Below are 14536 nucleotides of genomic sequence, written 5' to 3'. Positions count from 1 at the left end.
CCCGGCAGACTTGAAGGCATGAGGTTGCCAGAGTTCGATCGCGTGATGGGCACCATCCTTGTGATGGCGCTCTTTGTGCTGCTCGTCCTGGCAGTCGTGGAGCAGAATCGGGAGACTGAGCGGCGCCGGATCGGGTCGCTCGAAGCGGGCCTGTGCCGAGACACCGAGACTCGAAGCAGCGGTGCGCAGATCACCGTCGCGGCCATGGTCCTGCCGACGGTGGCGATCGGCACTCTCGCGGTCAGGCGCGGATGGGCGCTGAAGGCCAAGCGCGCAGCAATCGCCTTCGGTAAGTGGGTGCTGGATGTCGCGACAGGCGTCGCCTCCGCAGTGGTGTCCCGCTTCCTGATTGGCTGAGCCCACTTCACAGCAGCACCGCCCCTTCGCTGAGGCAGTACACGTCACCCTCGACGTAATGCACGCTCGCACCGCTAGAAGGGTGCGTGGCCGTCCAGAGGTAGTCGCCCTCTTCGTAGGTGACGCTCCACCCGGCATCGCGCAGGGCATCGTCCAGGCCGTCGTCGGCACCGCCAGGAAAGAAGGCGTCGCCGCTCGACTTGGCATGGAAGACATCGAGGATCACCTTCAGCCCTGCGAAGGTCACCGGTCGCTCAGCTCTCACCCTCAGCAGCGTCGCCCTGTAGGCACGCCAATAGGCATTCATATTCATTGAGGTCGTTCCTTCCTTGTAACGAATCATCGATTCGATATTTGGATATTCGACCACTCATGAACGTGCGTCAACTATTGACCAACGGTCTTTGTATACGCCTCAATGAAATGCCGCCTAGGCGACGAAAGAGCGCCGTCGATCGACACCTCGCGCGATGCCTCGCGTGCGCGCCACGGGCGATCTAGGGCCTCTCGTGGCGCTATCTGTCCTGGTACAGGTCAGGTCGATTGAGGGACAAGGTATCGCGTGTCGTGCAGGTCTTGAGCAACCCATCCTCAGCCCTAGCCTTCAGTGACTCTCACGCCACTTCGCCTATTTACGTGACCATTCCGCGAGAATCATCTCCGACCTCGAGAATCATTCGCGCGATATCTAAAGATATCGCAGCGATGATTCTCGGTCGGGTGTTCGTGATTCTCGGATGATTCTCGGTCGATGATTCTCGATCCCACGCGCAAAGTCGCACCTATCGGCGCCAATCCTTCAAGCTAGGAACCTCAGACCACCGACCGAGAATCATCCAGAGTCGCCCATGATTCTCGAACCGTGATTCTGGCGTGATTCTCGGTCATGATTCTCGGGTCAGGCAGCCCGGTAGGTCGCCGGAGTCGCGGTCGCCTTGTCGTACGGCGTCGCTTCCTCGATGCGGCCTTCGTCGCGCAGGGCCTTCACTTGGCGGTTGACCGTCGCCTGCGAGATGCCGGTCTCCCCCACGATCTGCGCGACCGTGACCGTCTCACCACGGGCCGACCTCGAGGCGATGGCGTGGAAGATCGCTTCGCCCTTGCCGACCGATCCCGGACGGGACGAGCCGGCATCGAGGACCTCAGTGCGACCGTGCTCCTGGTCGTGCATGGCGGTGATCGGATCGAGGCCCTCCAGGATGTGCTTGAGGTGGGAGTAGGTGACCACGTTCTCGCCCTGCTTGCCCTGGATGTGAACGACCGAGTCCATACCCGAGGTCAGCCACACGGACCCGTAGATGTTGTCCAGCGCCGGTTGGCGATTCGCGCGAGACACGTCGTTCCCGGTCTTGCGCTCGTGGTGCAAGATCAGCGTGCTGATGCCGCGAGCGCGACACTCCTTCCACGCCATGTCGAGCGCCTGACCAACCTCGCCGTTCGACAGGTTCGCCGGGGTCAGATCCTTCACGCTGTCGATGACCAGGTCGCCCACTGTCTCGCCGAAGGTGTCTTGCACCCAATCCGCGAACGCGAAGGGATCTCCCAGAACATCGAGAGGGAGGGGCTTGGTCCATACCCGGAGACGCTCGTACGCAACGTTCTGCCCGGCCTCCGAGTCGAAGAGCCGGGACATGCTCCTGGCGATCTGGTTCGGTCGATCCAGCGCGAGGTACACCACCGAGCGATCCTCTGACAGCGGATGCACCGGCAACCCGAGCAAGTCGCCCGGCCCAATGCCCAGCCGTGCCGCGATGATCTGCTGCGCTGTGAGCGACTTCCCGAGACCCTGGTCTGAGGCGATCATCAGCCCGCCCTTCTCAGCCCAGAGCAGACGCTCGCCGTCGCCCCAGATCGGCACATACTCGGACGCCTCGCCGAACATGAACTCCGCGCCGTCCAGCGCCGCAGAGTCGCCGTACTTGGCTGCACGCTTCTCGCGTCGCACGCGCTCAGCGAGGTCACGAACCGTCCTAGCTCGAACCGCCTTCTCAACGTCCCTGAGCATCTCGGGGTCGAGGTCGCGAAGGAACTCGTAGAGGTCGCCTTCCGGTGCAGCGAAGGGCACCTGGCTGAGGTCGAAGTCGTCCGAGTGGTCCTGCTGGAAAGCCTGCTCGACCTTCCGGAGCGCGTCCTTCTCGGGGAACGGCGGGGTGGAGTTTGCGGCCGCAATGAGGATCAGCGCCTCCACCGCCGCACGGTCGTCTCCGAGTCGCCTGCGCAGACTGCACGCCAACCGGAACAGTGAGTCATCACGCTCGCCCTCCGGGAAACCCGCCACGGCGCTGTCCGGACGCTTCCAGTCTGTCCGATCCGCTGAACCAAGGCGCGACGAAATGTCTTGCGCCATCGCGCCAGGGAGAGCCGCAATCTGCATGTCTACCGCGAGGGCGTAGTCACGGCCTGACTTGTGCGATGAGCCGGGCAACACGACATAGCCACCATCCCCACGCACATCGACATTGTTGAGCCACCCCACACGGTTCCCAAGGCCGCCGTCCGGGCACTTGAAGTACAGGTGAGTGCCGCCGCCTCCGGTGGCGACCTCATACGTCTCGGGAAGCGCAACGTCGTTCTCCGCGCAGTACCAGTTGAGCGAGTCCCTACCGTGGACGCCCAACTTGAGGTCGAGGTCGATCACCACCACGCCAGAGCGCTTGCCGGTAGCAACCGCCCAGTTCGCGTCCGGCCAGCGCGCGAACCATTCCCGGACCGCGTTGAGGTCAGTAGTCGCGTCCTTGAAGCCTTGCGGGGTGCGTGGATGCTTCCCCTGGTCCGTGCACTGCAAGTCACCACACGAGCACACCCCGCCAACGACGCTGTGGCATGGGAATATCTCCCACCCACGTGCCACGAGCGGTTTGAGGTCACTGAGCGATGCCACGGACCACCCCCGAGACTGCCAGCCCAAGCAATGCTCGGACACGGCGACCGGGACGCTTCGCGTGCTCGGCAGCGATCCGACGAATGTCGCTCGCCTTCGAGCTAGGCGACAACTCCGCTGCGATGGCGACTGCCCAGAGTGCGACCGTCGCCTCTTCGCGCCGGTTCACTTCCAGCCTCCGCGAAGGAATACGAACGCCCTATCCACCAACTCGTCGGGCATCGGCTCAAAGTCCTCCGCGTTCGACGCATCGGCCTGCGCTGCATCGTCGGCGGCCATCACGCGTTCCGCCCTGTGCGGAAGCCCCGACCGTGCGGCGGCCACGATGTCGCGTCCTTGTAGACAAGCATCGACTTCTCGAAGAAGACATCTGGCGGGAGGCCGTTGAAGATCGCACTGATGCGTTCGAGTTCGCGAGGGGTGGGATACCGGCATCCGCGGACGAGGGTCTTGACCTCGTTCTCAGTGACCTCGATGCCGAGGTCGGGGTCGCTTAGGGCGACCGCGAGTTGCTTGTGGGTGATTCCGTCGTACGCGAGGAAACGCGCGAGTCGCTGCGTTCGCTTGGGAAGCGCCATGGCGTGATCCGTTCATGACTTGAAGGTCACGAGCCGGAATCACTGATCCCTACGCATCTCCGAACTGTGTGCCAGGCATCCAAACGTCGGAGTCGGCGCGATTGCGCGCCGTCGATGGTTCGATTATTTCACAGAGGGAATCTAATCGCACCTGGTACACACTCAGATTCGGCATCGATACGCAGATGTTACGCGACGACCTACCGGCGCAGTCGCATCAGATCGCCTGAGAGGCACTGAAGTCGCGCGGTCGATCGCGATATCGCACTAGCACCGTTCGTCGCGCCACAGCGCGATCTAGGGCGACTCACGCGCCCTTCCTAGCTCTCACTGCGCGCGCGAATCGCCAGTCAGCCAGCGTGGAGGATCAGCAGGCGCTCGATCCTCGATGGGAGTCGCGTCTGGGGCGAACTCCGACGCCGAAAGATCCTTCTCCATGATCCGTCCTCACACGAGATGGGCAGGTGGCTCAGCCGAACGCTGAGGGCGCTCGTAGGTGGCGCGTTCCTCGCTGGAGTGCGGAGGGACAATCCGAGGCAGGTTGTCGCGTGGTCGAGGTTCGTCTTCGATCGGTTCCTCGACGACCTCAGCATCCACGACCGGACCCGACTCGATGGCGAGGTCGGAACCCTCTGGCAGTTCGCGCACGACATGCTGCATGACGATTTCCCACGGCTTCGCTTCGATCCCGACCTCGAACCTGGCGCTAGGACCAAGTCCCACCCGGTCGATGATCGCCAGCGCCACTCGCGCCCGCTCGTTGTCCGGCGTGCTGGGCTTAATCAAGATGTCGTACAGCGCCGTCAACGCCGGGTCTGCGAAGGAGGCGAGCCGCCTCTGAGCCGCCGCCAGCGCGAAGCGGTTGATGCCGTGCTTGGGGCAGACGGTCGATCCGCGCACCGCAGGGCGTCGACACTGCTCGCCGTTCTTCTTCCGGCGCACGCACCGATTAGTCAGTTGCTCCGCAGCATCGGGCCGGTGCTGGTTGCAGAAGTCCGACCCCGGCATGGCCCAAGCCCTGCAAGGATCACCGAACCGCTCGGAATGCTCTGTGGAGACCACGCCCGCACAGCGTCGACGCTCTGCCATGGCTAGACCCAAGTCTGCGGCAGCGCGTCGAGTTCGAGCACCGCGTTGTCAGAGCACGTAGGGCACAGATCGGCCTGGAAGATCACGTGGCCGCAGTTGATCCAGAATGGCACTGTGCCGAGGTGGGCCTCACTGCACTTGAGGCACCGGGTCTGGGCACGGTCGTCCGCGATCGGCTTCGCACCGTTGCGTCGGAACGTCTCGACCTCACAGTCGATGATCCGCACGACCGGAACAGGTCCGAACTCCCCGTCGGAGTCGTACGAGCGGAGCGCCTTGTCGATCCACCCGCCGATCATCTCGTGGCGTCGGAGTCGCCGGTTCCGCACCAGCGGAATGAGTTTCTCCGCGTCGCGAGTCTCGACATCGAACTGTTCGAGCAACGCGACTGTGCCTGCGTCTGGAGTGCTGTTCATGACTTCTCCGATCTGTGAGGTGTGGTGCCGCCGCGCCGGCCGCGACGCGGCGGCACCGAGGTGACTGACGCCCGCTAGCGCCAATCAGTTGAGGTTCAGATGGTCGGAGCGGAGTACGAGCCGCTCGCGGTGATCTGAACCACGGCTGCTGCGCCACGGTTGCGGACGCCGAACCCGACGCCGATGCCGTAGGTCGAACCGCTGAGGGGGTACTTGTCGTCGGTGCCGGGAATCATGCGAAGACCCTTCAGCTCCGGGCGAGTGTGGGACCGGACCGACAGCGCGTTGCGAGTCGAGTTGTTGCCACCGTGCGCGATGGCAACGACGTATCCAGCGAAGGCGTCGTACGTCTCGACGACCAGCGCCTTGCCGAACGAACCGATCACCGGCAGTCCGTTGAACTCGCCCGCCGGGACAGCACCCACGATCCGCTCGGTGGTGATGTACGGAACACCGCCCGCCGAGGGGATGAAGTCGAAGGGGCTGCCGTTGACGCCAGCGCGGAATCCACGGATGACCGCTCCCTCGTTGGGGTGAACCAACAGGATGATGCGCTCACCCGGTCCGACGCCGTAGCCGTGGTGCGCGACGTGCTCGATCGCGTCCTCGAGGTCCTGGCCGTCGACGGTCGCGGCGCCAGAAACCAGGTAGTGGTTGTGCCCGGTGGCGAAGGTCCGACCCTTGAACTCGGGCGGAGCATCGTCGGTTGATCCGGCATAGAGCGAGTAGATCGACTGCCCCTCCGGGTTGACCGGTCGCGAACCCTCCAGCGCCGGGGTCATGAGGCGGTTGATCGCCATCGTCCACTGAAGACGGTCGCTCCCCTCCATTGCCGCGATGTGCTGGGTCCGGACCTGCTCGGCAGTCGCGTCGCGAAGGAACGCGGCGGTGTACCGCTGCGCGAGGTCGAACCACTTGAGGTCGTACCCCGCGACGTAGTAGTCCGGCTCGACGCGGCCAGACTTCGGAACGCCGAACTCCGACGCCTCCTCGAAGTCGAGCCTGCCGCCATCCAAAGCGAGCGGGTCGCCGGTCGCGGTCGTGCTGTGGGTGAGAAGGGCGAGGATCGGAGCCTTGCCCTGGTTGTATACCTGAAGCGCATCCTGGAAGTCGTTCCAGATGCCACCGAGGTCGAAGCCATCGATGGTCCGCTGGAAGACGTCGGATGCGACATTGAAACCACGTGCCATGTCCGTCTCCTAAAGATCAGTGTGGACGCACGACCTCTGGCCGGCGTTGGATCACTGTCTTCGGCGAACTGGGAGTCCCTAGGGGTTCGTCACCTTCAGCACGGGCAATACTCCCTGGTATTGCCGGTATTGATTCGACTATAACACCGTCGGAACCAATTGGGAACCGACGGATAGCAATGTGTACTTTGGTATTGGCGACTCGTCGAGGAACAGCACGCCGCCGTGCGCACGCGAGATGGCGCCAGGGCGCGCAAGCATCGCTCCCCCTCCGACGATCGCGGCAGCGCTCGCCGAGTGGTGGGGCGCTTCGAAGGGTGGTCGCCGTAGAAGGCCGTCCTGGGGATCGAGCGTGCCCGCGAGCGAGTGGACCGAGGTCGCCGCGATCGCCTCCTGCGGGGAGAGGTCGGGGAGGATGCCCGGCAATCGTTCGGCAAGCATCGTCTTGCCGGTCCCGGGCGGCCCCGTCATGAGGAGGTGGTGGCCGCCTGCGGCAGCGACCTCGAGCGCCCAGCGCGCGTCGGCCTGCCCTTGGACGTCGCTGAGATCGGGGACGACGGCGCGCGCGCCGTTGATGGCATGCGGAAGCACGGCAGGAAGAGACGAAGGCGAGGCATCGGTGCTGCCATAGTCGCGGAGCAGCTCTCCGAGGCTTGCGACACCTCGCACACGCACGTCGTCGACGAGCCTCGCCTCGTCGAGGTTGCCGATCGGGACGACGATCTCGCGCGCTCCGCTCGCGGCGGCCGCCGCGACCATCGGAAGAGTTCCGACGAGCGGTCGCACGCGCCCGTCGAGGCCGAGCTCCCCCAGGTGAACGGTCTCCGCGATGCGCGCGTCGTCGATCTCGCCCGCTGCCGCGAGCGCCGCCACCGCGATCGCGAGGTCCGTGACGGAGCCGGACTTGGGCAGCGAGGCCGGGGTGAGGTTGACGGTGACCCGGCGTGCAGGCCATCTCAACCCGGACGACGCCGCGGCGGCCCTCACCCGGTCCCGCGCCTCCCCGAGCGCGGCGTCAGGCAGCCCGACGATGGTGAACGCGGGCAACGACGACGCGAGGTGGGCCTCGACCTCGATGAGGTGCCCGGCGAGGCCCATGAGCACCACCGAGCGCGTGCGCCCGATCATCCGACGGACCGCAGGTGCTCGACGACGGCGGGTCCCGACCGTGGAAGGGTGACAGCGACGACGTCGATTCGCACGGCGGACCAGCGCGCCTCCTGAGCGGCGAGCCACGCGGAGGTCAGACGCCGCAGCCTCACCACCTTCGCGGCGGTCACCGCCTCCTGGGGAAGCCCTGCTGAGATGCTCCGTCGGGTCTTCACCTCGACGACCACGAGCGTGGGGCCGTCGGCGCACACCAGGTCGATCTCCCCCTCGGCGCATCTCCAGTTCCGTGCGAGGATCCGCCACCCCTGGGCGCTGAGCCGACGCGCGACCAGCTCCTCCCCGTAGCGTCCGACCGCGACGTTCGCTGCCATGTCCCACCTCCGAGCGACCACCTTGCGCGAGACGGCGGACGCCGGGGTGCGCATGGCCGACTGCGGTGGACGGCGGCTTGCGTGGTGCGGCCTGGGAACGGCGGGGGCGGAGCTCCCCTAGACGACGTCGGCAGGCACGGCCTCTCGCGGCGGGGCCTCAGCGTCGTCGGCGAGCCGGCCCTCCTCGTCGAACACCTGCTCGTCCTCCGCGTCGGAGACCGAGGGTTGCCGGTCCGTCGCGAGGATCAGTACTGCGCCGACGAGGCCGAGCGCGATGATCGCAAGCCCTCCGATGATCAGCGGCGTGGTCAGGGACAGCCGCGCGACGAGGCCTCCCGCGATCGACGCGATGGGGATCAGACCCCACCCGATCGTGCGGCCGAAGCCGAGCACTCGGCCGAGCAGCTCGCTGGGGATCACTGACTGGCGGGTCGCACCCCACGGCACGTTCCAGACGCCGACCCCGCATGCGCTGATGGCATACGCGCCGATGGCGACGGGCAGATTGGGAGCGAGGCCGACTGCGGTGAGGCCCGCGCCGGCGGCGAGGATGCCGCCGAGCATGACACGGCCTCTCCCGAACCGCGCCACCACCATCGGCGCTCCCAGCGCACCGGCCAGGCCCCCGAGCCCGACGCCGGCCGTCACGACGCCGATCGCGGCCTCCGGCACGCCGAAGCTGTCGAGGAAGAGCAGGAGCGTGGTCGCCTGGGCGAAGGTGAGGAAGGCAGCCGTGGCAGAGGTGAGCAGGGTCATCCAGCGCAGCCAGCGGTAGTTCCACAGGAAGGCGATCCCGTCGCGCGCGCGGACAGGCGTCTCGGCCTCCCCCGTGGCCGCCTCACCGCGATCGGGACCGACCGCCTCCGCCACGTCTCCGTCTGGCAGGGACTCCCCTGGCGCGACGACGAGCGGCGGTGCGACCGCACGGGAGCGCGCCCGAGCGGCTGAGGCGGGTAGCGCGAGCGCGAGCACGACGACCGCCGCGAAGGCGCCGGTGGCGAGCAGGAGCGGCAGCGTCACCGCGAGGGCGAAGAGGACTCCGCCGAGCGGTGTGGCGACGAACGTGTCGACGCCGATCTGCGCGGCCTGGATGCGGCCGTTCGCGCGGTCGAGGGCATCCTTGCGCACCACTGCGGGCATGATCGCGTTCGTCGCGTTGTCGGCGAGCACCTCGCCGACGCCGAACAGCACGGTCGCGGCGCCGAGGATGACCAGGTTCACGCTGTCGGCGACGATGCTCGCAAGCACGGCGACAACGGTGACCACCCTCATCCCGTTCGCGATCGCCATGACTCGACGGCGGTCGTGCCGGTCGACGAGCACTCCGGCGTGGATCCCGAAAAGCAGCCAAGGAAGCACTGCGAGCGCTCCGAGCACGGAGACGGCGAGAGGATCTCGCGTGAGGGTCACGGCGACGAGAGGCACTGCGACGCGGCTGAGCCCGTCGCCGAGGTTCGTGGCGACGGCCGCCCAGAAGAGTCTTCCGAAGCCGTGTCCGAGCCCACGGTCGCTGGGTGCGGGCGGATGCGATGTCACGACAGGTCTCCCTCGTCCGGGGCGTCGAGGGGGAAGGCGTAGAACTGCACCTGGATGCGTCGGGTCTCGGCGGTCGAGTCCCTCTGCTCGGCGGACAGCCGTCGGGCCTGCAGGATCCGCTGCACCTCTTCCCCGAGCTCGGCGAGCTCCTCGACGGTGAGCTGGAGGCGGGTCACCGCGAGCTCCGACGCCTCGAGCCAGGGCCGTTCCTCCGGGTCCTCGATGTGCCCGAGCGCGCGATCGACGAAGGCCTCGGCGCGCTGGGACGCACGCTGGGCGACGTTGCGGGCGACGCTGCCCGCCGCCTGCTTGGACGAGGGCGAGAGGTGGTCGTCGGGTCCGAGGGCGAGCCCTCCCGGCGTCGGCTGCCAGTAGCGCTCCCGCGCGGTGCCCTCCCCCTGGACCTCCACGATCAGTCCGCTGCGAGCGAGCTGCCGCAGGTGATAGCTGGTCGCGCCTGAGGACTCGTTGAGCCGGTGCGCGAGCATCGCCGAGGTGGCCGGGCCGAACGTGACGAGCTGGTCGTACAGCTCGAGCCGCAGCGGGTGCGCGAGGCCTTTGATCGCGGCGGCGTCGGCCTTCCGCACGGTGGAGTGAGGGCTGTCGGAGCTCGGCTCCCCCGACGCGTGCTGAGGATCGGCAGTCTGGCCGTCATCGGTGCTCATGCCACTCACAGTAGGCTTGCAAAGCATTCTTTGCAACCGTTTCTTTGCAACTTCAGCGCGATGGTCCCGGGATCCATGCGAGGAGGCTCACCCCCGCCGCGCCGCGAGGCGGTGCCGCCGACCAGCGCCCCTCACCCCACCGGGGAGGCATGCACCTCCCCGGAAGGCCAGGCTCAGGTCGCGGAGCCCCGCTCCGACGCTCCCGAGGTGCCAGCAGATTGCCGCGAGTCCCGCTCGTCCTCGAGGTAGTCGGGCCCGTCCATGTGCGACGGCTCGATCGCCGGCTCGCGATCGAGAGTGGTGCGCAGCGGCACCTCCTTCACGAACAGCAGCAGCGCGAGGGACAGCAGCGACAGCGGCACGATGTAGAGGAACACAGGGGTCAGCGCATCGTTGTACGAGCTCACGATCACGTCCTGGATGTCCTGCGGCAGGTCGAGCACCGCCCCCGGCGTGATCGAGTTCGCGTCGCCAAGGCTCGACGCTCCCCCGGGCATGCGCTCGGTCAGCAGCGAGATGAGGTTGCTCGTGAAGATCGAGCCGACCACCGCCGCACCGAGCGAGGCCCCGATCTGACGGAAGTAGTTGTTCGCCGCGGTCGCAGTCCCCACCATGCTCAGAGGGAACGTGTTCTGCACGATCAGCACCAGCACCTGCATCTGCAGACCGAGACCCGCACCGAAGACCGCCAGGTAGAGGCACGTCTGCCAGATCGGCTGATCGAACGCCATGGTGGACAGCAGGTACATCGCGACGGCGATCACCACCGCGCCGACGGCGGGGAACGCCTTGTAGCGCCCGGTGACGCTGACACGGCGTCCCACGATGATCGACGTGGGCAGCATCGTCCCCATCATCGGGATCATCAGAAGGCCCGCGACCGTCGCATCCACCTGCGCCACCATCTGCAGGTACGTGGGCATGTACGCGAGCGTGCCGAACATCGCGATGCCCATGAGCAGTCCGGCGGACGTGGTGAGCACGAAGTTGCGGCGGCGGAACAGCATGAGCGGCATGATCGGCTCGGCCGCGCGGCGCTCCACGAGCACGAACGCGACGCCTGCCAGCACCGTGAGGGCGATGAGGGACACGATCACCGGCGAGTTCCAGTCGTACTGGCCGCCGCCCCAGGACGTGAAGAGCACGAGCGCAGCGGAGGCGACGGCGATCAGCACCATGCCCGCGATGTCGAGTCGCGGCTTCGCCCGATCCGTGTGCGGCGGGTGCAGGAACACGATCGCGGAGATGATCGCGAGCACGCCCAGAGGGATGTTGATCCACATGCACCAGCGCCAGCTCACCGACTCGGTGAACCAGCCGCCGAGCAGCGGCCCCACGACCGAGGCCAGGGCGAACACTCCGCCCATGACCCCCATGTAGCGCCCGCGCTCCCGTGCAGGGACGATGTCGGCGATGATCGCCTGCGACAGGATCATGAGTCCTCCGCCACCGAGGCCCTGGATGGCGCGCCCCACGATCAGCTCCGTCATCCCCTGCGACAGGCCACCCACGATCGAGCCGATCATGAACAGCGTGATCGCGACGATGAACAGCGGCTTGCGCCCGATCAGGTCGCCGACCTTGCCGTAGACCGGCATCATGATGGTCGCCGCGAGGATGTAGGCCGTCGTCACCCACAGCATGTGGTCGACGCCGTCGAGCTCGCCGACGATCGTGGGAAGCGCAGTCGAGAAGATGGTCTGGTCGAGCGCGGATAGGAGCATGGCCGTCATGAGGCCGACGAAGACGAGCAGGATGCTCCGCCTGTCGGGCGCCTCGGTGGCGCCTGTGCTGTGAGACGCGATGCTGTCTGACATGAGTGGGGGCTCCCGGGGTGTGAGGTCTCGCGTCAGGCGCGAGGGGTCTGGGTGAGGCGTCTCACGCGAGGCACCAGGTCGGAGATGAGCTGCTCGAGCTGGGTGAGATCCGCGTTGCCGTCGGCGAGCCAGGCGCGCCCGACGGTCTGCACCGCGGCCATCGCGAGGGCGACCGTGAGCGTGGCCTCGAGCGTGAGGTCAGGCTCGGTGAGCTCCGGATGCCGCAGGGCGACCCGCTCTCGCGCGATGATCGCAAGGGCCTCTCGATGCTCGCCGACACGCGACAGGTTGGCCGCCGCGAGCGTCGGCTCGGCCTCGTAGAGACGCTGGCGCAGGAGGAACAGCTCCTGGTCCGGCTGCGAGGCGGCCCAGGCCTCCGCGACCATGATCGCGAACGCCTCGACGTCGCTCACGTCGTCGCGCGCGAGGAACCTCGCGACCTGGTCCTCCGTCGGCTCGGGCTTGGCATCGCCCAGCAGGGCGGCCTCGCGCGTGCCGAAGTAGTTGTAGAAGGTGCGAGGCGAGATCCCTGCGCGGTCGGCGATCATCTCCACGGTCACCGAGTCGAGCCCGCGCTCGAGGCACAGCTCCACCGCGGCGCGCTGGGCGGCGACTCTGGCCTCCCGAAGCTTGCGCTCGCGCAGGCCCTCGGCCCGCGCGGGCGCCACCGACGTCGATTCGTGCATGCTCTGCATCATTGCAGTCTCTGCAACGAGCAGTCAATGCGGTCCGGGGAGCGGGTCCCTCCGTGGCCGCGGGGCGATCACCTGCCGCGCAGCTGCCTCAGGTCAGGGATCGTCTGATCATCGTCGTGAGCGAGCTCCTCGATGTTGACGTCCTTGAACGTCACGACGCGCACGTTCTTGACCAGCCGCGCGGAGCGGTACACGTCCCACACCCAGGCGTCGGCCATCGTCACCTCGAAGTAGATGTCCCCGCCGGACGCCTTCACCTGCAGGTCCACCTTGTTCGCCAGGTAGAACCGGCGCTCGGTCTCGACCACGTATTGGAACAGGCCGACCACATCGCGATACTCGCGGTAGAGGGCCAGCTCCGCCTCGGTCTCGTAGTTCTCCAGGTCCTCGCTGCTCACCCGTCCATTGTGACGGATGCGTGGGCGTGCGGCCGCATCGCGGCGTGTCCCGGGCGAGTCAGAGATCGCGCGCGGGCAACGACCAGCTGAGACGGTGCAGCGGGCTGGGACCATGCTTGCGCAGCGCCTTGAGATGCACGGGCGCGCCGTATCCCTTGTTGCGACCCCAGCCGTACGCAGGGTGATCGCCGTCGGCGGCCGCCATGAGCGCATCGCGCTCGACCTTCGCGAGCACCGAGCCCGCCGCGATGGACGCGCAGCGGCCATCGCCCTTCACGACGGTCGTCACCGGAGGCACCGGAGGCGCGTCCGGTACCAGGGCGAGGATCGGATCCCCGCTCGCCGCCGCGAACAGATCCGCCGCGGGCGGCGTGAGCCAGTCATGGGTGCCGTCCAGAAGCACGGCGTCCACCACGACTCCCTGGCGAGTGAGCGTCGACATCGCCCTGAGCCCCGCGAGCCTCAGCGCGCCGACGATCCCATGCTCGTCGATCTCGCTCGCGTCCGCATGACCGACGGCACGGGCGACTCCGAACCCGGCGAGAGCGACCGCCATCGCCTCGCGGCGTGCCGGGGTGAGCTCCTTCGAGTCGGCAAGCCCCTCGGGCCAGTCCTTGCGACGCTCGAGTGCGCACACGCCGACGCTCACGGGGCCGGCGAGAGCGCCACGCCCCACCTCGTCGATCCCGGCGACCACGCGCGCGCCCGCATCCCAGAGCGCGCGCTCATGCTCGAGCGACACCGTGTACCGCATGGGGTCAGGCCTGGCCGCTGTCGACGAGGGGGTTGCCGATGCCACCCCAGTGGTCGATGGGCCACAACGTCACGAAGGCCGTGCCCACGACCGAGCTCATCGGGATGGTCCCACCGCCCGGCAGGCCCATGTGGGCGCGGGAGTCGGCGGAGTTGTCGCGGTTGTCCCCCATGACCCACAGGCTGTTCTCGGGGACGGTCACCGAGAACTCGGCGCCGCACGGCTGCGAGCCCTCCGCGATGAAGTCCTCCTCGAGCGCGACACCGTTGAGCATCAGCGGGCCTTCGGCGGACGTGCATTCGACGGTGTCACCCGGGAGCCCGATGACGCGCTTGACCAGGTGCTCGCCCGCATCCTCGGGAAGCAGCCCGACGAACTGGAGGACGTCCTGAACGACCCTCTGCGCCCCCGTGGCCTCGACCGACTCTGCGCCGTTCAGCCAGCCACCCGGGTCCTTGAAGACCACCACGTCGCCCTGGCGGAGCTCAAGCGGGCCCGGACGCCACTTCGTCACGAGGATGCGATCGCCCTCGAGCAGGGTGGGATGCATCGACCCGGACGGGATCCAGAAGGACTGGAAGAAGAACGTCTTGATGATCAGGGACAGCACGAGCGCCGCGATGGCGATGATGCCGAGCTCCTTGATCCAGCTCCATACACGAGCGCCGGCGGACGGGGA

General features: G+C 67.2%; 15 protein-coding genes and 1 pseudogene. 1 reads left to right on the top strand and 15 read right to left on the bottom strand.

The features are described 5' to 3' along the window. Positions 1-18 precede the first annotated feature (18 nt). The gene (locus tag QQX04_RS11275) at positions 19-357 is read left to right on the top strand and encodes a hypothetical protein (protein WP_301129227.1); all 339 of its coding nucleotides are present in this window, start codon (positions 19-21) and stop codon (positions 355-357) included. 7 nt (positions 358-364) lie between these two features. Here QQX04_RS11275 and QQX04_RS11270 read toward each other — a convergent pair whose 3' ends face one another. From QQX04_RS11270 to lepB, 15 genes and pseudogenes are all read right to left on the bottom strand, one after another. Then, positions 365-700 carry a hypothetical protein gene (locus QQX04_RS11270; RefSeq protein WP_301129226.1) on the bottom strand — a complete coding sequence of 112 codons (336 nt, stop codon included), beginning with the start codon at positions 698-700 and terminating at the stop codon, positions 365-367. Between the two features lie 555 nt (positions 701-1255). Further along, entirely contained in the window at positions 1256-3208 is a 1953-nt protein-coding gene (locus tag QQX04_RS11265; RefSeq protein WP_301129300.1) for a bifunctional DNA primase/polymerase, read from the bottom strand. 308 nt (positions 3209-3516) lie between these two features. Continuing rightward, positions 3517-3816, bottom strand: coding sequence for a hypothetical protein (locus QQX04_RS11260; RefSeq protein WP_301129225.1), 300 nt, complete (start codon positions 3814-3816; stop codon positions 3517-3519). Positions 3817-4263: 447 nt separating this feature from the next. Further along, complete coding sequence (locus QQX04_RS11255; RefSeq protein WP_301129223.1) at positions 4264-4824, bottom strand: hypothetical protein; 561 nt, start codon at positions 4822-4824, stop codon at positions 4264-4266. A gap of 83 nt (positions 4825-4907) precedes the next feature. Next, positions 4908-5321 (bottom strand): RING finger protein, encoded by a 414-nt coding sequence (locus tag QQX04_RS11250; RefSeq protein ID WP_301129221.1) that lies wholly within the window; start codon positions 5319-5321, stop codon positions 4908-4910. 95 nt (positions 5322-5416) lie between these two features. After that, positions 5417-6511, bottom strand: coding sequence for a hypothetical protein (locus QQX04_RS11245; RefSeq protein WP_301129219.1), 1095 nt, complete (start codon positions 6509-6511; stop codon positions 5417-5419). Between the two features lie 195 nt (positions 6512-6706). Next, positions 6707-7639: pseudogene (locus QQX04_RS11240) on the bottom strand (ATP-binding protein); the annotation flags it as partial. Continuing rightward, complete coding sequence (locus tag QQX04_RS11235; protein ID WP_301129217.1) at positions 7636-7992, bottom strand: YraN family protein; 357 nt, start codon at positions 7990-7992, stop codon at positions 7636-7638. The gene QQX04_RS11235 and the pseudogene QQX04_RS11240, both read right to left, overlap by 4 nt. A gap of 117 nt (positions 7993-8109) precedes the next feature. Continuing rightward, on the bottom strand, positions 8110-9528 hold the full coding sequence (locus QQX04_RS11230) for an MFS transporter (RefSeq protein WP_301129215.1): 1419 nt from the start codon (positions 9526-9528) through the stop codon (positions 8110-8112). Next, entirely contained in the window at positions 9525-10193 is a 669-nt protein-coding gene (locus QQX04_RS11225) for an ArsR/SmtB family transcription factor (RefSeq protein ID WP_301129213.1), read from the bottom strand. The genes QQX04_RS11230 and QQX04_RS11225 overlap by 4 nt, the downstream gene beginning before the upstream one ends. A gap of 173 nt (positions 10194-10366) precedes the next feature. Next, positions 10367-12010, bottom strand: a complete 1644-nt coding sequence (locus QQX04_RS11220) for an MDR family MFS transporter (RefSeq protein ID WP_301129211.1) — start codon at positions 12008-12010, stop codon at positions 10367-10369. A gap of 32 nt (positions 12011-12042) precedes the next feature. Then, positions 12043-12696 (bottom strand): TetR/AcrR family transcriptional regulator, encoded by a 654-nt coding sequence (locus tag QQX04_RS11215; protein WP_301129209.1) that lies wholly within the window; start codon positions 12694-12696, stop codon positions 12043-12045. A 77-nt stretch (positions 12697-12773) separates the two neighbouring features. Next, the gene (locus tag QQX04_RS11210; RefSeq protein WP_301129207.1) at positions 12774-13103 is read right to left on the bottom strand and encodes a DUF2469 domain-containing protein; all 330 of its coding nucleotides are present in this window, start codon (positions 13101-13103) and stop codon (positions 12774-12776) included. A gap of 58 nt (positions 13104-13161) precedes the next feature. Beyond that, positions 13162-13857 (bottom strand): ribonuclease HII, encoded by a 696-nt coding sequence (rnhB, locus tag QQX04_RS11205; RefSeq protein ID WP_301129205.1) that lies wholly within the window; start codon positions 13855-13857, stop codon positions 13162-13164. Positions 13858-13861: 4 nt separating this feature from the next. Then, on the bottom strand, positions 13862-14467 hold the full coding sequence (gene lepB, locus QQX04_RS11200) for a signal peptidase I (RefSeq protein WP_301129200.1): 606 nt from the start codon (positions 14465-14467) through the stop codon (positions 13862-13864). Positions 14468-14536 lie beyond the last annotated feature (69 nt).

The organism is Demequina zhanjiangensis, assembly GCF_030418315.1.
In the GTDB taxonomy this organism is placed as follows: domain Bacteria; phylum Actinomycetota; class Actinomycetes; order Actinomycetales; family Demequinaceae; genus Demequina; species Demequina zhanjiangensis.
This window is presented reverse-complemented; position numbering and strand designations above follow the sequence as displayed.

What these genes read in the sequence shown, in the direction of transcription:
- QQX04_RS11245 (WP_301129219.1), bottom strand. Translation starts at nt 6,511, where the DNA reads ATGGCACGTGGTTTCAATGTCGCATCCGACGTCTTCCAGCGGACCATC.
- QQX04_RS11225 (WP_301129213.1), bottom strand. Translation starts at nt 10,193, where the DNA reads ATGAGCACCGATGACGGCCAGACTGCCGATCCTCAGCACGCGTCGGGG.
- QQX04_RS11235 (WP_301129217.1), bottom strand. Translation starts at nt 7,992, where the DNA reads ATGGCAGCGAACGTCGCGGTCGGACGCTACGGGGAGGAGCTGGTCGCG.
- QQX04_RS11250 (WP_301129221.1), bottom strand. Translation starts at nt 5,321, where the DNA reads ATGAACAGCACTCCAGACGCAGGCACAGTCGCGTTGCTCGAACAGTTC.
- QQX04_RS11260 (WP_301129225.1), bottom strand. Translation starts at nt 3,816, where the DNA reads ATGGCGCTTCCCAAGCGAACGCAGCGACTCGCGCGTTTCCTCGCGTAC.
- QQX04_RS11215 (WP_301129209.1), bottom strand. Translation starts at nt 12,696, where the DNA reads ATGCACGAATCGACGTCGGTGGCGCCCGCGCGGGCCGAGGGCCTGCGC.
- QQX04_RS11275 (WP_301129227.1), top strand. Translation starts at nt 19, where the DNA reads ATGAGGTTGCCAGAGTTCGATCGCGTGATGGGCACCATCCTTGTGATG.
- QQX04_RS11255 (WP_301129223.1), bottom strand. Translation starts at nt 4,824, where the DNA reads ATGCCGGGGTCGGACTTCTGCAACCAGCACCGGCCCGATGCTGCGGAG.
- QQX04_RS11220 (WP_301129211.1), bottom strand. Translation starts at nt 12,010, where the DNA reads ATGTCAGACAGCATCGCGTCTCACAGCACAGGCGCCACCGAGGCGCCC.
- rnhB (WP_301129205.1), bottom strand. Translation starts at nt 13,857, where the DNA reads ATGCGGTACACGGTGTCGCTCGAGCATGAGCGCGCGCTCTGGGATGCG.
- QQX04_RS11270 (WP_301129226.1), bottom strand. Translation starts at nt 700, where the DNA reads ATGATTCGTTACAAGGAAGGAACGACCTCAATGAATATGAATGCCTAT.